Genomic DNA, 20692 nt, shown 5'->3' with positions numbered 1-20692 from the left:
TTGTGTCCATTCCGTGGCGGCCCCGCGCGCCCCGTGCCCCGCGCCTCAGGGCAGCGTCAGGACCTCGGCGCCGCCGTCCGTCACCACCAGCGTGTGCTCGAACTGGGCCGTGCGCCGGAGGTCCCGGGTGACGACGGTCCAGTTGTCCGGCCACATCTCCCACTCGTGCGTGCCCAGCGTCAGCATCGGCTCGATGGTGAACGTCATGCCGGGGACCAGTTCGGTCGTCGCGTCCGGGTCGTCGTAGTGCGGGACGATCAGGCCCGAGTGGAACGCCGTGTTGATGCCGTGACCGGTGAAATCCCGCACCACGCCGTAGCCGAAGCGCCGGGCGTACGCCTCGATGACGCGGCCGATCACGTTGATGCGGCGGCCGGGACGGACGGCCTTGATCGCCCGGTCCAGCGCCTCGCGGGTGCGCTCCACCAGCAGCCGCGACTCCTCGTCCACGGCCTCCTCGCCGCCCACGAGGTACGTCGCGTTGGTGTCGCCGTGCACGCCGCCGACGAACGCGGTGACGTCCAGGTTGACGATGTCACCCTCGTTCAGCACCGTGGAGTCGGGGATGCCGTGGCAGATGACCTCGTTCACCGATGTGCACAGCGACTTGGGGAAGCCCCGGTAGCCGAGCGTCGAGGGGTACGCGCCGTGGTCGCACAGGTAGGCGTGGGCCACCGCGTCCAGCGAGTCCGTCGTCACGCCTGGCGCGATGTGCCGCGCCGCCTCCGCCATCGCCCGCGCGGCGATCCGCCCCGCCTCCCGCATCCGCGCGATCGTCTCCGCGTCCTGCACGTGGGGACCTCTGTACGGCGCGGGCGCCTTGCGGCCCACGTACTCGGGGCGCGGGACGGCCGGGGGGACGGAGCGTGGCGGCGAGAGCGTGCCGGGGACAAGAAGAGACTGGCCAGACATGCATGGGAGTCTACGGGCGGGCAGGATGAGGGAATGGCCCCCAACTTCGGACGCATCTTCAGGAAAACGGCCACAGGGCGTGAGGGCGAGTGGTTCTTCTGCCTGCGGCACGAGCAGGTCGAGGAAGGCCCCGACTGCCCGGCCAAGGACCGCCTCGGCCCCTACCCCACCCGCGCCGACGCCGAGCACGCCATGGACCTGGCGCGCGAGCGGAACGAGAACTGGCGCAACGACGCGCGCTGGAACGACCCGGACCCGGACGGCGACCGCCCCGACCACGGCGGCCACCACCCCGGTGACGGCGGCTTCGGCGGCGGCTTCGACGGCGGCGGCGCCCACGGCGACGGGTAGCCGCCCCGCCGACCACCGTGCCCGGCACGGTGGGAGGATTTCCCCATGACTGCGACCACACCCAAGGACCCCTGGGACCTCCCGGACGTCTCCCACCTCGTCGTCGGCGTGCTCGGCGGCACCGGAGACCAGGGAAGGGGACTCGCCTACCGGCTGGCCCGCGCGGGCCAGCCGGTCGTCATCGGCTCCCGCGCCGCCGACCGCGCCGCCACGGCGGCCGAGGAGATCGGCCACGGCGTGCGCGGACTCGACAACGCGGCCTGTGCCAGGGAGAGCGACGTCGTGATCGTCGCCGTCCCCTGGGACGGCCACCGGGCCACCCTGGAGAGCCTGCGCACCGAGCTGGCGGGCAAGCTCGTCGTGGACTGCGTCAACCCGCTCGGCTTCGACAAGCAGGGCGCCTACGCGCTCGTCCCCGACGAGGGCAGCGCCGCCCAGCAGGCCGCAGCCCTCCTGCCCGACTCCCGGGTCACCGCCGCGTTCCACCACCTCTCGGCCGTCCTCCTCCAGGACCCCGCCGTCGAGAAGATCGACACCGACGTGATGGTCCTGGGCGAGAAGCGTGCCGACTGCGAGATCGTCCAGGCGCTCGCCGGGCGCATCCCCGGGATGCGCGGCATCTTCGCCGGGCGCCTGCGCAACGCGCACCAGGTCGAGTCGCTGGTCGCCAACCTGATCTCGACCAACCGCCGTTACAAGGCCCACGCCGGGCTCCGCGTCACCGACGTCTGACCGCCCGGCCGCCCCGCCCGTACCACCCGCCCCGACCACGGAGCCGCCCCATGCCCCCCGCCGCCCCCGCGCCCAGCGACCCGGCCGCCGCCGCCGCGGCGGCACGCCGCGCCCGTCGCCTGGCCGGTTACGCCCTGCTCGTCCTCGTGCTGACGGTCGCCGCCGCCGTGCTGTCCTTCGCCCGGGGCAACTGGTTCGGCCTCATCTGGATCCCGCTGGCGGGCCTGGCGTCCAACATGGGCTGGTACTACCTGCGCCGCGCGAAGGCCCCAGGGCCCGTCTGACACGCCCAGGCGGCACCGCCCGGCCCCCGCGCCGGGGCCGGGCGGCGGCCGGGCGGCCGACGGCTCAGTGGAAGCTGTGCTCCTCGGCCGGGTACGTGCCGCCGACCACGTCCTCGGCGAACGACCGCGCCGCCCGGCCGAGCGCCGTCCGCAGCTGCGCGTACTCCTTCACGAAGCGCGGCGTCCGGCCGCCGGGCCACTCCGTCATCCCGGCCATGTCCGTCCACACCAGGACCTGCGCGTCACAGTCGGGCCCCGCGCCGATGCCCACGGTCGGGATGTGCAGACTGCGGGTGACCTCGGCCGCCAGCTCCGCCGTCACCAGTTCGAGCACCACGGCGAACGCGCCCGCGTCCTGCACGGCCTTCGCGTCCCGCAGCAACTGGTGCGCCGCCTCCTCGCCGCGCCCCTGCACCGGGTGGCCCCCGAACGCGTGCACGGACTGCGGCGTCAGGCCCACGTGCGCCATCACCGGGATGCCCGCCTCGACGAGCAGCCTGATCTGGTCGGCGGACCGCTCGCCGCCCTCCAGCTTCACCGCGCCGACCCCGGCCTCCTTGACCAGGTGCGTCGCGCTGCGCAGGGCCTGCGTCGCGCTCTCCTGGTACGAACCGAACGGCAGGTCCGCGACGATCAGCGCCCGCCGCGTGCCGCGCACCACGGCCGCCGACAGCATCGTCATCTGTTCGAGGGTCACCGGGACCGTGCTGTCGTAGCCCAGGTGCGCGTTGCCCATCGAGTCGCCGACGAGCATCACGGGGATGCCCGCCTCGTCGAACACCGAGGCCGTCATCGCGTCGTACGCGGTCAGCATCGGCCACTTCTCGCCGCGCGCCTTGGCGGCGGCGACGTCACGTACGGTCACCCGGCGGCTGCCCTTGCCGCCGTAGAGGGCCGGTGTCGCGGGCCGGTCGGCCGGCGCCCCGGCAGGCGTGTGCTGCGTCATCACGCTGCTCCTGTCCATGTCGTCTCGAAGCGCCACGGATGGCGTCCCCGGATCGCTTTCCATCGTCGCACCGTCCGCCGGTGCCCGGAAGGGGGGTCGCGCGGGGGCCGCTCCCGCACGCCCGCCTCCGACAACTGCGCGCCCTGGTACGGCTGATATAACGGAACCCCGAGCACCGCCGTGACCGTCTTGTGCTGCGACGCAGCCGGGGCTCGCGTAGGGTCCGGGCGGACAGCACGACGGGCAGCGAGGGCAGTGGATGGCACGCGTGGACACCTCCGGGACGCAGCAGGGACAGGGCGCCGGGGGAGACGGCGAGCCCGCTGACGGGTCCGGTGGACCGGCGAAGGCCCGCTGGAGCGACCGGACGGGGCGCTGGCGCCGCGGCTGGTGGCCCGCCGGGTTCGCGCTGGCGCTCGCGCTGCCGATGCTCCTGCACTCCCGCGTGCCGAACCGTATCGGCAACCTCGGCAGCCTCCTCCAGACGTTCCTGCCGTGGGTCGGGCTCGCCCTGCCGGTGCTCGTGCTGTGCGCCGTGCTGCGGCGCTCGCTGACGGCCGTGGCCGCCCTGCTCGTGCCGCTCCTGGTCTGGCTGAACCTCTTCGGCGGCCTGCTGCTCGACAAGACGGGCGGCGGCGGGGCCCTCATGGTCGTCAGCCACAACGTGGACGCCGACAACACCGACCCGTCCGGCACGGCGCGGCAGCTCGCCGCGTCCGACGCCGACCTCATCGCTCTCCAGGAGCTCCCGCAGGACACGGTCGGGGCGTACGAGGAGGCCCTCGCCGCCGCGTACCCGTACCACGCGGTGCAGGGCACGGTCGGGCTGTGGAGCCGCGACCCGCTGGGCGAGAGCGAGCCGGTGGACATCGGCATGGGCTGGACGCGCGCGATGCGGACCACCGTCAGCACCGACTTCGGGGACGTCGCCGTCTTCGTCGCGCATCTCCCTTCGGTGCGCGTGCAGTTCAGGGCCGGGTTCACCGCCGAGCAGCGCGACGTGGCCGCCGAGATGCTGGGCCGGGCCGTCGCCGCGGAGGACGAGGAACGCGCGATCCTCCTCGGCGACCTCAACGGCACGATGAACGACGGCGCCCTCGCCCCGCTCACGTCCCAGCTGCGCTCCACCCAGGGCGCGGCGGGCGCCGGGTTCGGCTTCTCCTGGCCCGCGGCCTTCCCGATGGCCAGGATCGACCAGATCCTCGTGCGCGAGCTGGAGCCGGTCTCCTCCTGGACGCTGCCGGGCACCGGGAGCGACCACCTGCCGGTCGCCGCCCGCGTGAACCCCTGACCGCGGGCCGTACGCCGCCTGCTCCGTCCGCTCCGTCCGCGCCACGGCGCGTGTCCGTCCCGCGCCTCTTGCGACCGAACAGTTCCTTCCGCCGCTTTTATGCGGACTGCCTTACGTTTGAGGTGGCAGGGCAGCCGAGGGACGGCGGTGGCCCAGGAGCAGCGGTGCCGGACCGCTCGGCACCGGGAGGAGACGAGAGAGCATGGCGCGTACCCGCTTCGCCCCCGACCGGGGGCTCACGAACCGCATGGTGCTCACCATGTTCCTCCTCGGGCTGCTCTACGTCGTCATCGTCGGCGTGCTGATCGTCGCCCTCGGCAAGGCGTGGCCGCTGATCGTGCTGATCGCCGGGGCGGTGTTCGTCGCCCAGTTCTGGTTCAGCGACCGCATAGCCGCCTTCAGCATGGGCGCCCGCGAGGTCACGCCGCAGGAGGCCCCCGAGCTGCACGGCGCCGTGGACCGGCTGTGCGCCCTGGCCGACATGCCGAAGCCGCGCGTGGCCATCGCCCGCACCGACGTGCCCAACGCCTTCGCCACCGGGCGCAGCCAGAAGAAGTCCCTGGTCTGCGCCACGACCGGGCTGCTGCGCCGCCTGGAGCCCGACGAACTGGAGGGCGTGCTCGCGCACGAGCTGTCGCACGTCGCGCACCGCGACGTGGCCGTCATGACCATCGCCGGGTTCCTCGGCGTCCTCGCCGGGCTGATCACCCGGATGGCCCTGTGGACGGGCCTCGGCCGGTCCAGGAACAACCAGAACCTCGCGTTCATCCTGATACCGCTGGTCAGCGCCGTCGTCTACGTGATCAGCTTCCTGCTCACCCGGCTGCTCTCCCGCTACCGCGAGCTGTCCGCCGACCGTGCCGGGGCGCTGCTGACGGGCCGCCCCTCGGCCCTGGCGTCGGCGCTGACCAAGGTGTCGGGGCAGATGGCGCGCATACCCACCCGCGACCTGCGGCAGGCCGAGCCGTTCAACGCCTTCTTCTTCGCCCCGGCCGTCACCGGCGAGAGCCTGAGCAGGCTGCTCTCCTCGCACCCCACGCTCCAGCAGCGGCTGGACCGCCTCGCGCGGCTCTCCGGCGAGCTGGGACGGCCGTGACACCGCCCGCCGCCTCGGCCGCCCGGCCGGGCCGCACCCGCCCCACCGTCCGACCGAGAGGCGTCCCATGGGCTTCCTCGACGTGATCCTGGGCCGCAGCAAACCCGTCAGGCCCGACCTCGACCAGCTGTTCGCCGTGCCCTCGGCCGCCGTCACGCTGGAGGCTGCCGCCGGCTTCGTGCCGACCGGGCTCGGCTCCGTCTGCTTCGCCAGCGTCGAGGGCGGCGCCTTCGACCGGGTGCGGGACGAGGTGCGGCAGCTCCTCGACGCCGACACCGCCACGGGCGACACCCCCGTCGAGTTCAGCCAGGACTCGTACGGCTACACCTGGGTGCTCGCCCGGCACGCGCCGGGCGACGTCGCCTCGCTCGTCAACGACCTGCACGCCGTCAACACCCAGCTCCAGGACTCCGGGTTCGGGCCGCAGCTGCTCTGCTCCATGATCGGCTTCCGCGCCGCCGCCGACGCCGCGCCCCTCGGCCTCGTCTACCTCTACAAACGCGGCACGTTCTACCCCTTCGCCCCGCTGCCCGGCACGGAGGAGCGCAGGGACAACGCCCTGGAACTGCGCATCCGCGGACTGCTCGCCGACGACCTGCGCATCGAGTCGGACCTCACCCGCTGGTTCCCGGTCTGGGGGGCGCCCGGCTTCTGACCGGACGCCCCACCCCGCCGCGGCGTGCCCCCGCAGCGCCGCGGCGTCCCGCACCCGGGTCAGTTCGGCCGCCCGTCCTCCCGCCAGCGGTTGGTGATCGGCAGCCGCCGGTCCTTGCCGAAGCCCTTCGGGGAGATCTTCGTGCCCGGCGGGTACTGCCGCCGCTTGTACTCGGCGGTGTCCACCAGCCGCAGCACCCGCGTCACCAGGTCGGGGTCGAACCCGGCCGCGATGATCTGCTCGCGCCCCTGGTCCCGGTCCACGTACAGCTCCAGCACGCGGTCCAGCACGTCGTAGTCGGGCAGCGAGTCCGCGTCCACTTGCCCCGGGCTCAGCTCCGCGCTCGGCGCCTTGCTGATCGAGTTCTCCGGGATGGGCGGCGTCTCGCCCCGCCCGGCCGCCGCCGCGTTCCGCCAGCGCGCCAGCTGGTACACACCCGTCTTGTACAGGTCCTTGATCGGGCCGTACGCGCCCACCGAGTCGCCGTACAGCGTCGAGTAGCCCACGGCCAGCTCGCTCTTGTTGCCGGGCGCCAGCACGAGGTGGCCCTCCTGGTTCGACACCGCCATCAGCAGCGTGCCGCGCAGCCGCGACTGGAGGTTCTCCTCCGCCAGGCCGGTCAGCTCCACCGAGGCCATGTACGCGTCGAACATCGGGCCGATCGGCACGGTCCGCAGGTCGAGCCCCGTACGGCGCGCCAGCTCCGCCGCGTCGCCGAGGGAGTGCTCGGACGAGTAGCGCGACGGCATCGCGAGCCCGTGGACGTTCTCCGCGCCCACCGCGTCGCAGGCCAGCGCGGCGACCAGCGCCGAGTCGATCCCGCCCGACAGCCCGATCAGCACCGACCGGAACCCGTTCTTGCGCACGTACGCCGCGAGGCCCGTCACCAGCGCGCGGTACATCTCCTCCGCGTCCTCCAGCGGCTCCGCCTGCCCGCCCGGGTACTCCGGCGCGTACGCGGGCACCGGCTCGGCGGACAGCGTGCGGTGCTCGATCCGCAGCCCGTCGTGCGTCAGCCCGGAGGAGGGGCCGCCGTCCGCGGCAGGCAGCTCCAGGTCGAGGAGCATCGACTCCTCGGCGAACTGCGGCCCGCGCGCCAGCACCGCGCCGCCCCGGTCCACCACGATCGAGTCGCCGTCGAAGACCAGCTCGTCCTGCCCCCCGGCCATCGCCAGGTACACCAGCGCGCACCCCGCCTCCCCGGCCCGCTTGCGGACCAGTTCGAGCCGCGTGTCGTCCTTGTGCACCTCGTAGGGCGACGCGTTGATCACCAGCAGCAGGCCCGCGCCCGCCGCCCGCGCCGCCGGGACCCGGCCGCCGTCCTGCCACAGGTCCTCGCAGATGGCCAGCGCCACGTCCACGCCGCGCACGCGCACCACCGGCATGGTGTCGCCCGGCACGAAGTACCGGAACTCGTCGAACACCCCGTAGTTCGGCAGGTGGTGCTTCGCGAACGTCAGCACCACCTCCCCCCGGTGCAGCACGGCGGCGGCGTTCTGCGGCGCACCGGCGGGCTGGCCCGCGCGCTCGCGCACCCGCTCCGACCGGTCGAGGTAGCCGAGGACCACCGGCACCTCGCCGAGCCCCTCGTCCCGCAGCCGCGCCGCCAGGTCGCGCAGCGCGACCCGGCTGGCCTCGACGAACGAGGGACGCAGCGCCAGGTCCTCGACCGGGTAGCCGGTCAGCATCATCTCCGGGAAGGCGACCAGGTGCGCGCCGCGCTCCACGCCGTCCCGGGTCCGGCGCACGACGGCGTCGGCGTTGCCGGCCAGATCGCCGACGGTGGAGTCGATCTGATGGAGAGCAAGTCGTAGCTGAGGCACGGGGTCGAGTGTAATCGTCCGAGTGACGCAATGGGGGGTCGGCGGGGCCTCGGCGGTTTCCGGCCGTCTCCGCCGTACCCACGGCGTGCGACCGCGAACGCGCGCCGTGACGCCGCGCCGCCCGTCCGCCGCGCGCCGTATCCGGGGGAGTGGCATCCGTAACCGCCGGGACCGCTCGGCCGTTACGGCATTCGGCCAGGATCACCGCCGCCCGGATTGCGGACTCGTGCCCGAGGGCAGAGCTTCCCCGCTCCGCCGTGCCGGTCGGCGGACCTCGGCCCTGCCCGCAGGACCCGCGCGCCGCGCGAGCCGGACCGGGCAGCCACGCAGCGCCGACCGAGCAGCCGACCGAGCAGTGTCCACCGAGCGGGACCGGTGGAGAAGGGGAGCCTCGCCATGCCGCAGACCATCGGTTTCTTCCTGCCCTTTGCCGCCCACCGCAACCCGGGGGCCGACCGGGCGCGGGACCACCACCTGGACTGGGTGCGCGCCCACGGGCTCGTCGCGGGCGAGGCCGCCCTGGGGCGCTACCGCGACTGGCGGCTCACCGACCTCGCCTCCTACGCCTATCCGGACGCCACGGGCGACGACCTCGACCTCGTGACGGACGCCGTCTGCCTCGGCTTCCCGCTGGACGACCAGTTCGACGGGCCCCTGGGCCGCGACCCGGAGGCGGCGGCCCGCTTCGCGGCCGGGCTCGCCGTCATCCCCACCCAGCCGCCCGGCACGCCCCCCGCGCTCGACGCGCCGGTCGCCCGCGCCTACGCCGACGTGTGGCGCCGCAGCGCCCTCGGCATGTCCGCCGCCTGGCGCACACGCGCCGCGGGCAACCTGGCCCGCTTCTTCCGCTCCTACGTCCAGGAGACGCTGAACCGCGCCCGCGGCGTCCCGCTCGGCGAGAAGGCGTACGTCGCGCTGCGCCGCCACGCGGTCGGCACCGCGCCCTGCTTCGACCTCATCGAGCGCGCCGGGCACTTCGAGGTCCCCGCCGAGGCGTACGAGAGCCGCGAGATGCGGCTGCTCACCCGCTGCGCGGGCGACGTCGTCTTCCTGTGCAACGACGTGCACTCGCTCGAACGCGAGGAGGCGCAGGGCGATCCGCACAACCTCGTCCTCATCCGCCAGCGCGCCAGGGGCTGTTCCCGGGCGCGGGCCCTGGAGGACGTGACGGGGCTGGTGCGCGACCGCGTGGAGCTGTTCATGACGCTGGCCGCGCGCCTGCCCCGGCTGGCCGCCGGGCAGTGGCGCCTCGACCGGCACGGGCGCGCCGCAGTCGCCCGCCAGCTCGACGGGCTGCGCTCCTGGATGGCGGGCAACCAGCGCTGGGGCTCCGTCACGGCCCGCTACGCGGGCGGGGACGGCGGCGCCGGTGTCGGGCCCGCCGCGGACGCGCTCAGCGCCGCCGCAGCAGGGCGAGCAGCCCCCGCCGCCCCCGCGGTGTCGCTCCCTGGGTGCCGGGGGCGTGACGCCTGACCCGCTCGCCGCCCGCCGCGCCGTCCGCGCCACCGGCGCCGTCCTCCTCCCGCCGCTCCGCGCCGTCCGGCGGGACGCGGCCCTCCGCCCCTTCCAGGTCGTCCGCCGCCTCCTCCGGCGGGCGCGGCCCGAACCTGACGGGCAGCTCGTCCAGGTGCCGCGACCAGGTGGACGCGGTCCAGCTCAGCCCGTCGGGCCCCACGGTGAGCCCCAGGTCGGGCAGCCGGGCGAGCAGGACCTCGATCGCCGTCTGCGTGATGGCGCGGCCGATGTCCTGGCCCGGGCACTCGTGCGGGCCCGACGTGAACGCCAGGTGCGAGCGGTTGCCGTTCATCGGCGCCCCCGGGGTCGGGCGCACGGCGGGGTCCGCGTTGGCCGCCGCGAGGCCGAGGAGTAACACGTCGCCCTTCGCGACGGCGCGCCCGCCCAGCTCGACGTCCAGGGTGGCGAATCCCCCGGGGCACACGGCGATCGGCGGCTCGTCCCACAGCACCTGCTCGACGGCCGCAGGGAGCGTCATCCGGCCGCCGTGCAGCGAGCCGCGGAACTTGGGGTGCGTCAGCACGACGCGCAGCGTGTTGACGATGAGGTTGGTCGTCGTCTCGTTGCCCGCGATCAGGACGAGCCGCAGGTGGTGGACGACCTCCTCGTCGCTGAGGTCGGCCGGGTGCCCGACCAGCCAGGACGCCAGGTCGTGCCCCGGGTCCTCGTGCTTGCGGGCCACCAGCGTCCGCAGCGCGCCCTGGATGTACGCGTCGGCGGTGACCGCCTTCTCGGTGCCGATGAGGAGCTGGCGGCTCGCCTCCACCAGGCGCGGGCCCTCCTCGTCCGGCAGGCCGAGGACCGTCGTGAGCGCCAGCATGGGGAGCTGCTGGGCGTACTGCGACAGCACCTCGGCCTGCCCGTCCGCCGCGAACCGGTCGATGAGCCCGTGCGCGTACCGCTGCACGTGGCGGCGCAGCCCGCGCCGGTCGAAGCGGTCCAGGCTCTCGTTGACGGCGCGGCGCAGCCGCTGGTGCACGTCGCCGTCCTGGTGCGTGCAGTCAGGGCCCCACAGCAGCACGGGCGCGATCGGCGAGCCGTTGCCGACGTGCCCCTCCTGCCAGGCGGCCCAGTTGCGGCCGTCGCGGCTGAACCGGCGCGGGCTGCGGGCGACTTCGAGCACCTCGTTGTAGCCGATCACCAGCCAGGCCGGGACGTCGCCCTCCAGCAGGACGGGCGCGACCGGCCCGTGGTCCCTGCGCAGCCGCTCGTAGAGTCCGGCCGGGTCCTCGGAGGCCGCCGGGCCGTACAGCCGCTGCACGCCGTCCGGGCCCGTCGCGTGCGCGGGGCAGCCGGCGGGCGGCGCGGAGAGCGGCGTGCCGTTCAGGGAGGAGCCGGGCGGGAACGAGTCGGGCATGGGCGCGGTCACGGTGCCTCCGATGGGTCCGGTGCGGAAACGGCGGTGGTGGCGGAGTCGTAGAGGTGGCGCAGCAGCGTCAGGAGGACGTCCCGGCCCGACGCCCGCAGCCGCGCGTCGCAGGCGACCAGCGGCACGTGGTCCGGCAGGTCGAGGGCGGCGCGCAGCTCGTCCGGCGGGTGCGTGGGGGAGTCGGGGAAGACGTTGACGGCCACGACGAAGGGGATGCCGTCCTCCTCCAGCCGGTCCATCGACGGGAAGCAGTCGGCCAGCCTGCGGCTGTCCGCCAGGACCACGGCGCCGAGCGCGCCCTCCAGGATGCCGTTCCACAGGAACCAGAACCGCTGCTGGCCCGGCGTCCCGAACAGGTAGAGGACCAGCCGCCGGTCGATGGTGATGCGGCCGAAGTCCATCGCGACGGTCGTCTCCGTCTTGTCGCCGACACCGGCGAGGTCGTCCACGCCGACGCTGTCGCGCGTCATGGTCTCCTCGGTCGTCAGCGGCCTGATCTCGCTGACCGAGCCGACGAGCGTCGTCTTCCCGGCGCCGAAGCCGCCGACGACCACGATCTTCAGCGACCGCTCGGCCGATTCCGGCAGCCGGTCCTCCACGCGCGGCCCGGGCGGCGCGGGGTGCTCAGAGTCGTTGCAGACCATCGATCAGCGCCTTCAGGGTCTCGATGTCGGTGTCGGCGGCGTCCCGTTCCGCGTCGCGCGTCTGCCGCAGCTCGACATGGCCGTCCGCCTCCAGGTCGGCGAGCAGGACCGTCAGCACGCCGAACGGCAGGGCGAGGTGCGCGGAGATCTCGGCGGCCGAGAGCGGGTAGCGGCAGGCCCGCAGCAGCGCCGCGGCCTCCGGCGGCATGCCGGGCGGGACGGGGGACGTGCGGGTGACGACCAGGGTCACGAGGTCGAGGACGAGCGGGTCGCGCCGCCCCGGCGTGCCGCTGCGCCCGCCGGTGACGACGTACAGGGGGACGGGGCGGCCGTTCCTCGTCCCGCGCCCCGTGGCGGCGCGCCCGGCCTCCGGATGCGCGGCCTCCCCCGGGTCGTCCCGCCCGTCGGGTTCGGTCACCGGCCGGTCCGCTCGGGGGTCCGCTCCGGGGCCCGTTCGGGGGTCCTGGGTCCGCTGGAGAGGTGTTCCCCGATGCGCAGGACGAGGTCGCGCATGCCCCGGCTGACCATCCCGGGATCGACGGTGCGGGCGGCCGTGACGGCGAGGTAGGACCGTTCCCCGGCCGACATGAGGTAGAAGTAGCCGCCCGCCAGCTCCAGCAGGACGAGCCGCAGCTCCTCGTCGGCGCCCGGGAGTTCGCGGGCGATGGAGACGGCCAGGCTCTTGATGCCGGACGCGGCGGCGGCCAGCCGTTCGCCGCTGTCCCGTTCGTCTCCGTGCTGGGCCATGCAGAGCCCGTCCGCCGACAGGACCACGATGTGCTGGATGCCGGGGACCGTGGCGGCCAGGTCCCTGAGCATCCAGTCCATGTCCTTGAACCGTCGCTGTGTCACGTGCCTCTCACCCTCACCGTTCCGACCTGCCTGGCTGCCTGGCTGCTTGCTCGTCCCGCCGTCCCGCCGTCCCGCCGTCCCGTCCCGCTCACGCGCCGGGGGCGGCGGTGCCGTCGCCCGGGTGCGGCGCGTCCTCGGGGGCGCGCAGCCCGGCGAAGAAGGCGTCCACCCACAGCCCGGGCCCGCGCTCCTGGTCGGGCGCGGCGGCGGCACCGTTCCTGCCCGGTGTCCTGCCGGGGGCCTGGCCGCCCGGCGCGGAGCCCGAGGGCCGGTCCTTGGGCGCGGTGGGGGCGCCGCCGTCCGCGGGGCGTGACCAGCGGCTCGGGACGATCTCGGTCGGCCGCCGCCGCCGTCTGCGCTGCGGCAGCCCGTTGGCGCCGAGTTCGTACTCGGGCGTCTCCTCGTCGGGCGGCAGCGCGGGGCCGCGGGGCGGTCCCGGCCAGCCGCGGGCGCCCTGGCCCGCGGGCTCGGGGGGCGCGTCGAACGGGGACGGCGGGACGGGGACGATCAGCTCGTTCGGCAGGAACACCACCGAGCGCACCCCGCCGCAGGTGGAGGGGCGCAGCGAGATGCGGATGCCGTAGTGCTCGGCGAGGACGCCCGCGACGCGCAGCCCGATCCGCGCGGTCTCGCCGAGGTCGGTCAGATCGACGCCGTCCACGCCCTGCTGGAGCAGGAACTCGGCGCGCCTGCGCGCGTCGGCGGTGAGCCCCGTCCCCTTGTCCTCGACGGAGATCTCGATGCCGAGGGCGACCTCCTCGCTGTTCATGACGACGCTGCTGCCCGGCGGCGAGTAGCGCGTCGCGTTGTCCAGCAGCTCGGCCAGCAGCATGATCAGCGACTCGGCGGCGTGGCCGGGGACGGCCACCTCGATGACGCGGTGCTGCTCCACGCGCCGGTACTCGACGATGGGGCCGCTGCCCGCGCGCATGATGTCGTACAGGGTGATCGGCTCGTCCCAGCGGCGGATCGGCCGCCCGCCGCCGAGGACGGACAGCGAGGTGGCGAAGCGGCCCGCGACGTTGATGCCGTGTTCGAGCCGCATGAGGTCGCCGAGCATCTCCGGCGTGTCGTGCCGGAACTCCATGGTGCTGATCTCGCCCTGGAGGCGGTGGATCTCGGTCTGGATGCGGTGCGCGATGTTGACGATGGCGCGCTTGCCCGAGTCGCGCTGGTATTCCTTCTCGCGCAGCACGTCGAGCATGGCGCGCAGCATCGCGCGGTGCGCGCGCGTCAGCCGGGGGTCGGAGACGGTGCCGGGGTCGGGCGGCGGCATGACGTCCTCCTCCAGACGTCCCGCCGTGAGCTTGCGCAGCGCCACCGGCAGGTCCCGGTAGGCGAGCGCGTCGGTGTCGGCGACCTGCCGCTCGACGCGCTCCTCAAGCAGCGCGATGCGCAGGCCGCGCCTGACGGTCTCGCCCGAGGTCACGGCCGCCGCGAGCACGGCGGCGGCCCCGCACCACAGCAGCGGGGCGCGCGTCGCCCCCGGCACGAGGAACGCCGCCACGGCGACCCCGAGCGCCAGCAGCACCGGGGGCAGCAGCCACCGGCCCGCCGCGGGGGCGCGGCGGCGGTTCCGCTGTGACGTACCGGCGTGCACCATGGAGCATCCTCACCCGTCGCGACCGAGCGTAGCGAGGGCAACTCGCTACGTGGCAGGGACAGTAGAGGCACGGCGGTATGTGCCGCAGGCAGTTGTGGAAAGGTCCCCCGAACGGGCCCCTCCTGGCGCGTCGGGCGGACGCGGGGCGGCGTCGTGGCGTAAGGGGCGCGGGCCCGACGCGCTCCCGTCATCTCATGGCCAAAGATTAATAATGGGGGTGGGCCCGGGGCCCGGCGGTCGCGCATGTGCAACGCCGCGGAAATCCTGTGATGGGATGCTCAGGAGCCCCGAGTGCCCCGCGGGGGACAGAGCCGTCTTGACCAGCGAGGATGGGTGTGGAAATGGAGAAGCAGCAGGAGTTCGTGCTCCGGACGCTGGAGGAACGGGACATCCGTTTCGTGCGTCTGTGGTTCACCGACGTGCTGGGCTTCCTCAAGTCCGTGGCCGTCGCCCCCGCAGAACTGGAGCAGGCGTTCGACGAGGGCATCGGGTTCGACGGCTCCGCCATCGAGGGATTCGCGCGTGTGCACGAGTCCGACATGATCGCGAAGCCCGCGCCCAGCACGTTCCAGATCCTGCCCTGGCGCGCCGAATCCCCCGGCACCGCACGGATGTTCTGCGACATCCTCATGCCGGACGGCTCCCCCTCCTACGCCGACCCGCGCTACGTCCTGAAGCGCGCCCTGGCCAAGAGCTCCGACCTCGGCTTCACCTTCTACACCCACCCCGAGATCGAGTTCTTCCTGCTGAACGACCGGCCCGTGGACGGCACCCGCCCCACGCCCGCCGACACGTCCGGCTACTTCGACCACACCCCGCAGAACATCGGCATGGACTTCCGCCGCCAGGCGATCACCATGCTGGAGTCGATGGGCATCTCGGTCGAGTTCTCCCACCACGAGGGCGCCCCCGGCCAGCAGGAGATCGACCTGCGCTACGCCGACGCGCTCTCGACGGCCGACAACATCATGACGTTCCGCCTGGTCATGAAGCAGGTCGCGCTCGAACAGGGCGTGCAGGCGACGTTCATGCCGAAGCCGTTCTCCGAGTTCCCCGGCTCCGGCATGCACACCCACCTCTCCCTCTTCGAGGGCGACCGCAACGCGTTCCACGAGACGGGCGCCGAGTACCAGCTCTCCAAGGTCGGCCGCTCCTTCATCGCCGGGCTCCTGCGGCACGCGGGCGAGATCTCCGCCGTCACCAACCAGTGGGTCAACTCCTACAAGCGCATCTGGGGCGGCACCCAGCGCACCGCGGGCGCGGGCGGCGAGGCCCCCTCGTACATCTGCTGGGGCCACAACAACCGCTCCGCCCTCATCCGGGTGCCGATGTACAAGCCGGGCAAGACCGGCTCCACCCGCATCGAGGTCCGCTCGCTCGACTCGGGCGCCAACCCCTACCTGGCGTACGCCGTGCTGCTCGCCGCCGGGCTCAAGGGCGTCGAGGAGGGGTACGAGCTGCCGCCGGGCGCCGAGGACGACGTCTGGGCCCTCACCGACCACGAACGCCGCGCCCTGGGCATCGAGCCGCTGCCGCAGAACCTCGGCGAGGCCATCAACCTGATGCAGCACAGCGAGCTGGTCGCCGAGACGCTGGGCGAACACGTCTTCGACTTCTTCCTGCGCAACAAGCGCCAGGAGTGGGAGGAGTACCGCTCCGAGGTGACGGCGTTCGAACTCCGCAAGAGCCTCCCGGTCCTGTAGCCGCAGGTCCGAGTACGTCACGTCACACGCATCTCGGTGAGGGTCAGCGATCATGGATTGCTGATCCTCACCGATACATGTGGTCGTGGGCCGCCTACGGGCCGTCTGCCGTACGAGCTGGGCCGGGGAGGCACCGCGAACGCCCATCAAGGCGGCTCGCAACTCCGCATCGTCTCGCCGCTATGCGCATCTGGATCGACCCTGTTGCGGGCTATCGGCATCTTCGGACCTCGGCGCGACCGGGTCCGTCGGGCTGGCGAATGGTCCGGGACGGCGGCGACGCTGTCCTCACCTGTCCATCACGCGTCGTCCAACGCAAAGATCACCTCTGACCGGAGCAAGAGAGCAAGGGGCGGACGTGTCCCGGCGGGTAACCTCTTCGTGCCCCGCCGACCACTGCGGGGCATATGCGATTCTCTTCAGCGGGAGGGGCGATGAGCGAGAAGAGATTCAGGAGTAGGCGGGGCCGGGCGCTTTTCTTATGTTCGGGCACTGCCGCCGTTCGGCTTGGCGCCGACGGCTCCCTCAGCGGCAGATGGTGGACAAGAGCAGGACAGTTCAGTGGCCGAAGAGGGCCACTTCGCGCCGCCTCCGCCGTAGTGGACGAGGAAGTCACGCCGATGGCGGTGTCTGATCCCGTCACGGCCGGGAGTTGCCGGTACCGACAGGCGGCCTGGTGCTCGTCTGACGGAGACTGCGGCTGGCGCACCATCGCGACGGCCAGCGGGGACTATGTTCAACGCGGAGGGCGTGGCCGGAGGGCCACTGCCAGGAATATATATGCGGATTCCCGGACTGTCCGGTATCGGTCACGCGTTGACGTCGATCTGACAGATCGGTCAGATCCTTCCGGGTACCGGTATCCGCCGGGTATCGACCGACCCTGCTACCCGTCGTAATGGGCGCGCAGGATGGACTACGGGTCGTCGGTCTGGGCGCGATCTGCGATCTCGGGGAGCCCTCCCTCGATACAGCGTCCCAGAATTTTCTCGTCAGCGAGTTCGCGATGTTGGGGGACGGGCGTCGTGTGATTCTTCATGCGGAGCGCGGGTTCAGTCTGCGCTGGGGTCCGGGGAGTGGAGACGAGTCCATTCTCGCCGCCGCCAACGTGGAGTCCCTCACGCACAACGTCCTCAACGTGGTGCTACCCGACGACGATGACTATCCGGGTGACCATCCGTGGGAGTGGCTCGCCGAGCTTTCGCAGGCCAGGGGTATTGATGTCTCAGCCGACGATCTGCGGGACCTGCCCTACGAGGTCCTCCTGTCCGACCGGCTGAGGGATGCACTGCCGACCGTGTGAACGCAGGCTGCCCGGACGAGTCTCCGGGCAGCCTGCCAGGGCATGTGGTGAGCGCTCATACGCGATGCACTCCGACGGGGGTTGCACCATGCAACTCTTCAGGAGGGAAGAAGTCCCCACGCCAGACGCTCGTTCCCCTTGGAAGGCGCCGGATGGTCGGTTGCCCGGGCCCCCCTCCTCACATGGAGCGGCTCTTCACCCCCGCGCAGACCGAAGACGCCACGCGCCCGCAGCCCAGACAGCCGCTGGCGAGCGGGTCCGCTTGCGGGCCGGTGCTCTGACCGCCCCGGCGTACGCCGGAACGGTCCGGGGAGCGCGGCTCAGCCGCTCCCCGGACCGTGCCCCCGTGGTGAGAAAGGCACCCGGTGGGCAGGGGGCGGTGCGCGCACGACCCGCACGCCGCCCCGCGCTTCCACACCCCATGACGCGGTGTCCAGCCTAGGAGCGCCCGGGCGCCCCAACCTTCCGGCGGGCGTTGCCCGTTGTTGCCTCTTCCCGGCAACGCCACGAACGCGCCGCCCGGGGCGCCCCCCGCCCCGCCGCGGCCCGGCGGCGTACGCTCTAGGCAGGCCGGACCCGCCACCCCCGGCCCGCGCCGTGGAAGGGGATGAGCCATCCGTGCCGGTCGAGGGGCGACGGGACAGCAGGTCGGGACAGCTGCTGCGCCGCGGATTCAGCGACGTCGGGACGACCGCACGGCTCCTGGACAGCCCCGCGCTGCGGCCCGTCGCGACCGACGGTGTCCTGCTGGACGCCCTCGGGGCGACCGCCGACCCCGACCTCGCGCTCCGCTCCCTCGTCCGGCTCGCCGAGGCCCAGCCGGAAGCCGACCTGCCCCGCCTCCTCGACACCCTCCTCGCGGCCAAGCCCCTGCGCGACCGGCTGCTCGCCGTCCTCGGCGCCTCGGAAGGGCTCGGCGACCACCTCGCCCGCCACCCCGACCACTGGGAGGCCCTGGTCGCGTTCGAACGCGCCGACCTCCACCCGGGCACCGAGGAGTTCGAGGCAGCCCTCGCCCCCGCGACCGACCCCGACGCGCTGCGCGTGCGCTACCACCGCGCCCTCCTCACCATCGCCGCCCGCGACCTCACCGGCACGAGCGGCTTCGCCGAGACCGCCGCCGAACTGGCCGACCTCGCGACGGCCACCCTCCGCGCCGCCCTGCGCATCGCCGCCGACGAGGCGCCGCAGGACGCCGCCGCCTGCCGCCTCGCCGTCATCGGCATGGGCAAGTGCGGCGGCCGTGAGCTGAACTACGTCTCGGACGTGGACGTCGTCTTCGTCGCGGAACCGCCCCCGCCCCCCGGCGGCGGCGAGCCCCCCGAGGGCACGGAAGGCCCCGCCCTCCAGGCCGCCACCCGCCTCGCCGCCCGCCTGATGCGGATCTGCTCCGACACCACGGCCGAGGGCACCATCTGGCCGGTGGACGCCAACCTGCGCCCCGAGGGACGCAACGGCCCCCTCGTCCGCACCCTCTCCAGCCACCTCGCCTACTACCACCGCTGGGCGAAGACCTGGGAGTTCCAGGCCCTCCTCAAGGCCCGCCCGGTCGCCGGTGACCCCGACCTCGGCGCCGCCTACACCACGGCGCTCGCCCCCCTCGTCTGGAAGGCGGCCGAGCGCGAGAACTTCGTCCCCGACGTCCAGCGGATGCGCCGCCGCGTCGAGGACTCGCTGCCCAAGGCCCAGGCGGAACGGGAGCTGAAGCTCGGCCCCGGCGGTCTTCGCGACGTCGAGTTCGCCGTCCAGCTCCTCCAACTCGTCCACGGCCGCACCGACCCGGAGCTGCGCCGCGCCACCACCCTGGACGCGCTCGCCGCCCTCGACGCGGGCGGTTACGTCGGCCGCCAGGACGCGACGTCCCTCGAAGCGTCCTACCGCTTCCTGCGCACCGTCGAGCACCACATCCAGCTCCACCGCCTGCGCCGCACCCACCTCATGCCCACCGACGAGGCCGACCTGCGCCGCCTCGGCCGCTCCCTCGGCTTCCTCGGCGAGCCCGTCCCCGAGCTGACGGCCGCCTGGCGCCGTCACACCGCCGCCGTCCGCCGCCTGCACGAGAAGCTGTTCTACCGGCCGCTGCTCGACGCCGTCGCCCGCCTCGACGCGGGCCAGGAGGTACGCCTCGGCCAGTCGGCCGCCCGCGAACGCCTCGAAGCCCTGGGCTACGCCGACCCCGCCGCCGCCCTGCGCCACCTCGGCGCGCTGGCCGCGGGCGTCACCCGCAAGGCCGCCATCCAGCGCACGCTGCTGCCCGTCCTCCTCGACCGCTTCGCCGACTCGGCCGACCCGGACGCCGGGCTCCTCGGCTTCCGCAAGGTCTCCGACGCCCTCGGCAGCAGCCCCTGGTACCTGCGGCTCCTGCGGGACGAGGGCGCCGCCGCCGAGAACCTGGCCCGCGTCCTGTCCGCGGGCCGCTTCGCCTCCGACCTGCTGCTGCGCGCCCCCGAGGCCGTCGCCCTGCTCGGCGACGCCGAGGAGCTGAGGCCGCGCGGGCGCGCCGCCCTCACCCAGGAGGTCCTGGCGGCCGTCCGCCGCGCGGACGACCCGGCGCAGGCCGTCGCCGCAGCGCGCGGCGTGCGGCGCCGCGAGCTGTTCCGCACGGCGGCGGGCGACCTCGTCGGCGGCCAGGGGCCCGACGAGCCGGGCGCCGCGCTCACCGACATCAACGCCGCCACCCTCACCGGCGCCCTCGACGCCGCCGTCACGGCGGCCACAGGGCCGGACGGCCCCGCCTGCCGCCTCGCCGTCATCGCCATGGGCCGCTTCGGCGGCCACGAGCTGAGCTACGGCTCCGACGCCGACGTGCTCTTCGTCCACGAACCGCTCGACGGCGCCGACGAGCAGCGCGCGGGCAAGGACGCCTTCGCCGTCGCCACCGAGATGACGCGCCTCCTGCGGCTGCCGAGCACGGACCCGCCCCTCCTCATCGACACCGACCTGCGCCCCGAGGGCAGGAGCGGGCCCCTCGTCCGCTCCCTGGCCAGCTACGCCGCGTACTACCGGCGCTGGTCGCTCGTGTGGGAGAGCCAGGCGCTGCTGCGCGCCGAGCCCGTCGCGGGCGACGCCGGGCTGGGGGAGCGCTTCGTCGCGCTCATCGACCCGCTGCGCCACCCGGAGGGCGGCGTCGGCGACGACGCGGTCCGTGAGATCCGCCGCCTCAAGGCCCGCATGGAGGCGGAACGGATGCCGCGCGGCGCCGACCCCACCCTGCACACCAAGCTCGGGCGCGGCGGCCTGTCCGACATCGAGTGGACCGTGCAGCTCCTCCAGATGCGGCACGCCGCCGAGCTGCCCGCCCTGCGCACCACCAGGACGCGCGCGGCGCTCGCCGCCGCCACGGAGGCCGGGCTGCTGGACGCGGACGACGCGGCCGTGCTCGACGAGGCGTGGCTGCTGGCCTCGCGGGTGCGGAACGCGGTGATGCTGGTGCGCGGCCGTCCGCTCGACACGTTCCCGAGCGACGGGCGGGAGACGGCGGCGGTGGGCCGTCTCCTCGGCTACGGCCCCGGCGCCGCCGGGCGCATGCTGGACGACTACCGCCGCACGACCCGCAGGGCGCGCGGGGTCGTGGAGCGGCTGTTCTACGAGTACGACGAGTGAGGTGTGACGC

At 73.8% G+C, this 20692-nt stretch carries 18 protein-coding genes; 10 read left to right on the top strand and 8 right to left on the bottom strand.

What is annotated here, in order from left to right; all coding sequences use genetic code 11:
* Nucleotides 1-45: 45 nt before the first annotated feature.
* Nucleotides 46-912 carry a type I methionyl aminopeptidase gene (gene map / locus IF27_RS11965; protein WP_052849468.1) on the bottom strand — a complete coding sequence of 289 codons (867 nt, stop codon included), beginning with the start codon at nt 910-912 and terminating at the stop codon, nt 46-48.
* Between the two features lie 33 nt (nt 913-945).
* On the opposite strand from map, the gene IF27_RS11960 reads away from it, so the two are divergent.
* The 3 genes from IF27_RS11960 to IF27_RS11950 are packed head-to-tail and all read left to right on the top strand — an operon-like array spanning nt 946 to nt 2279.
* The gene (locus IF27_RS11960) at nt 946-1263 is read left to right on the top strand and encodes a hypothetical protein (protein ID WP_223291019.1); all 318 of its coding nucleotides are present in this window, start codon (nt 946-948) and stop codon (nt 1261-1263) included.
* 45 nt (nt 1264-1308) lie between these two features.
* Nucleotides 1309-1995 (top strand): NADPH-dependent F420 reductase, encoded by a 687-nt coding sequence (gene npdG, locus IF27_RS11955; protein WP_052849467.1) that lies wholly within the window; start codon nt 1309-1311, stop codon nt 1993-1995.
* A 50-nt stretch (nt 1996-2045) separates the two neighbouring features.
* Nucleotides 2046-2279 carry a hypothetical protein gene (locus tag IF27_RS11950; RefSeq protein ID WP_052849466.1) on the top strand — a complete coding sequence of 78 codons (234 nt, stop codon included), beginning with the start codon at nt 2046-2048 and terminating at the stop codon, nt 2277-2279.
* Nucleotides 2280-2343: 64 nt separating this feature from the next.
* Here the strand turns inward: IF27_RS11950 and panB are convergent, their stop codons facing one another.
* Complete coding sequence (gene panB, locus IF27_RS11945) at nt 2344-3225, bottom strand: 3-methyl-2-oxobutanoate hydroxymethyltransferase (RefSeq protein ID WP_052849465.1); 882 nt, start codon at nt 3223-3225, stop codon at nt 2344-2346.
* Between the two features lie 259 nt (nt 3226-3484).
* Here panB and IF27_RS11940 point away from each other — a divergent pair, with 259 nt between their 5' ends.
* The 3 genes from IF27_RS11940 to pspAB all read left to right on the top strand — a co-directional run bounded on the left by IF27_RS11940 (nt 3485) and on the right by pspAB (nt 6267).
* Complete coding sequence (locus IF27_RS11940; protein WP_052849464.1) at nt 3485-4516, top strand: endonuclease/exonuclease/phosphatase family protein; 1032 nt, start codon at nt 3485-3487, stop codon at nt 4514-4516.
* Between the two features lie 202 nt (nt 4517-4718).
* Nucleotides 4719-5612: a zinc metalloprotease HtpX gene (htpX, locus tag IF27_RS11935; RefSeq protein ID WP_052849463.1), complete on the top strand. Its 894-nt coding sequence runs from the start codon at nt 4719-4721 to the stop codon at nt 5610-5612.
* 67 nt (nt 5613-5679) lie between these two features.
* Complete coding sequence (gene pspAB / locus IF27_RS11930; RefSeq protein ID WP_052849462.1) at nt 5680-6267, top strand: PspA-associated protein PspAB; 588 nt, start codon at nt 5680-5682, stop codon at nt 6265-6267.
* A 59-nt stretch (nt 6268-6326) separates the two neighbouring features.
* On the opposite strand, the gene IF27_RS11925 is transcribed toward pspAB, so the two are convergent.
* The gene (locus IF27_RS11925; protein ID WP_052849461.1) at nt 6327-8090 is read right to left on the bottom strand and encodes an NAD+ synthase; all 1764 of its coding nucleotides are present in this window, start codon (nt 8088-8090) and stop codon (nt 6327-6329) included.
* A gap of 396 nt (nt 8091-8486) precedes the next feature.
* On the opposite strand from IF27_RS11925, the gene IF27_RS30985 reads away from it, so the two are divergent.
* A complete protein-coding gene (locus IF27_RS30985) occupies nt 8487-9563 on the top strand; it encodes a terpene synthase family protein (protein ID WP_052849460.1) in 1077 nt (358 codons plus the stop codon).
* On the opposite strand, the gene IF27_RS11915 is transcribed toward IF27_RS30985, so the two are convergent.
* The 5 genes from IF27_RS11915 to IF27_RS11895 all read right to left on the bottom strand — a co-directional run bounded on the left by IF27_RS11915 (nt 9484) and on the right by IF27_RS11895 (nt 14073).
* Nucleotides 9484-10974 (bottom strand): cytochrome P450, encoded by a 1491-nt coding sequence (locus IF27_RS11915; protein ID WP_190232910.1) that lies wholly within the window; start codon nt 10972-10974, stop codon nt 9484-9486. The genes IF27_RS30985 and IF27_RS11915 overlap by 80 nt on opposite strands.
* Complete coding sequence (locus IF27_RS11910) at nt 10971-11618, bottom strand: GTP-binding protein (protein WP_052849459.1); 648 nt, start codon at nt 11616-11618, stop codon at nt 10971-10973. The genes IF27_RS11915 and IF27_RS11910 overlap by 4 nt, the downstream gene beginning before the upstream one ends.
* The gene (locus IF27_RS11905) at nt 11599-12036 is read right to left on the bottom strand and encodes a DUF742 domain-containing protein (protein WP_110945786.1); all 438 of its coding nucleotides are present in this window, start codon (nt 12034-12036) and stop codon (nt 11599-11601) included. The genes IF27_RS11910 and IF27_RS11905 overlap by 20 nt, the downstream gene beginning before the upstream one ends.
* Nucleotides 12033-12470 (bottom strand): roadblock/LC7 domain-containing protein, encoded by a 438-nt coding sequence (locus IF27_RS11900; protein WP_110945785.1) that lies wholly within the window; start codon nt 12468-12470, stop codon nt 12033-12035. Before IF27_RS11900 ends, IF27_RS11905 begins: the two co-directional genes overlap by 4 nt.
* 88 nt (nt 12471-12558) lie before the next feature.
* The gene (locus IF27_RS11895) at nt 12559-14073 is read right to left on the bottom strand and encodes a sensor histidine kinase (protein ID WP_052849457.1); all 1515 of its coding nucleotides are present in this window, start codon (nt 14071-14073) and stop codon (nt 12559-12561) included.
* Between the two features lie 341 nt (nt 14074-14414).
* Here IF27_RS11895 and glnA point away from each other — a divergent pair, with 341 nt between their 5' ends.
* The 3 genes from glnA (at nt 14415) to IF27_RS11880 (ending at nt 20682) form a co-directional block, all read left to right on the top strand.
* Nucleotides 14415-15776 carry a type I glutamate--ammonia ligase gene (glnA, locus tag IF27_RS11890; RefSeq protein ID WP_052849456.1) on the top strand — a complete coding sequence of 454 codons (1362 nt, stop codon included), beginning with the start codon at nt 14415-14417 and terminating at the stop codon, nt 15774-15776.
* 898 nt (nt 15777-16674) lie between these two features.
* Complete coding sequence (locus tag IF27_RS11885; RefSeq protein ID WP_052849455.1) at nt 16675-17079, top strand: hypothetical protein; 405 nt, start codon at nt 16675-16677, stop codon at nt 17077-17079.
* A 618-nt stretch (nt 17080-17697) separates the two neighbouring features.
* Complete coding sequence (locus IF27_RS11880) at nt 17698-20682, top strand: bifunctional [glutamine synthetase] adenylyltransferase/[glutamine synthetase]-adenylyl-L-tyrosine phosphorylase (RefSeq protein WP_052849454.1); 2985 nt, start codon at nt 17698-17700, stop codon at nt 20680-20682.
* Nucleotides 20683-20692: the final 10 nt, after the last annotated feature.

The organism is Streptomyces avicenniae (assembly GCF_000719135.1).
GTDB classification, from domain to species: Bacteria; Actinomycetota; Actinomycetes; order Streptomycetales; family Streptomycetaceae; genus Streptomyces; species Streptomyces avicenniae.
Note: the sequence above shows the minus strand (reverse complement) of the source record. Positions and strands in the feature narration are given on the sequence as shown.

What these genes read in the sequence shown, in the direction of transcription:
- map (WP_052849468.1), bottom strand. Translation starts at nt 912, where the DNA reads ATGTCTGGCCAGTCTCTTCTTGTCCCCGGCACGCTCTCGCCGCCACGC.
- IF27_RS11960 (WP_223291019.1), top strand. Translation starts at nt 946, where the DNA reads ATGGCCCCCAACTTCGGACGCATCTTCAGGAAAACGGCCACAGGGCGT.
- npdG (WP_052849467.1), top strand. Translation starts at nt 1,309, where the DNA reads ATGACTGCGACCACACCCAAGGACCCCTGGGACCTCCCGGACGTCTCC.
- IF27_RS11950 (WP_052849466.1), top strand. Translation starts at nt 2,046, where the DNA reads ATGCCCCCCGCCGCCCCCGCGCCCAGCGACCCGGCCGCCGCCGCCGCG.
- panB (WP_052849465.1), bottom strand. Translation starts at nt 3,225, where the DNA reads ATGACGCAGCACACGCCTGCCGGGGCGCCGGCCGACCGGCCCGCGACA.
- IF27_RS11940 (WP_052849464.1), top strand. Translation starts at nt 3,485, where the DNA reads ATGGCACGCGTGGACACCTCCGGGACGCAGCAGGGACAGGGCGCCGGG.
- htpX (WP_052849463.1), top strand. Translation starts at nt 4,719, where the DNA reads ATGGCGCGTACCCGCTTCGCCCCCGACCGGGGGCTCACGAACCGCATG.
- pspAB (WP_052849462.1), top strand. Translation starts at nt 5,680, where the DNA reads ATGGGCTTCCTCGACGTGATCCTGGGCCGCAGCAAACCCGTCAGGCCC.
- IF27_RS30985 (WP_052849460.1), top strand. Translation starts at nt 8,487, where the DNA reads ATGCCGCAGACCATCGGTTTCTTCCTGCCCTTTGCCGCCCACCGCAAC.
- IF27_RS11910 (WP_052849459.1), bottom strand. Translation starts at nt 11,618, where the DNA reads ATGGTCTGCAACGACTCTGAGCACCCCGCGCCGCCCGGGCCGCGCGTG.
- IF27_RS11895 (WP_052849457.1), bottom strand. Translation starts at nt 14,073, where the DNA reads ATGGTGCACGCCGGTACGTCACAGCGGAACCGCCGCCGCGCCCCCGCG.
- glnA (WP_052849456.1), top strand. Translation starts at nt 14,415, where the DNA reads ATGGAGAAGCAGCAGGAGTTCGTGCTCCGGACGCTGGAGGAACGGGAC.
- IF27_RS11885 (WP_052849455.1), top strand. Translation starts at nt 16,675, where the DNA reads ATGGGCGCGCAGGATGGACTACGGGTCGTCGGTCTGGGCGCGATCTGC.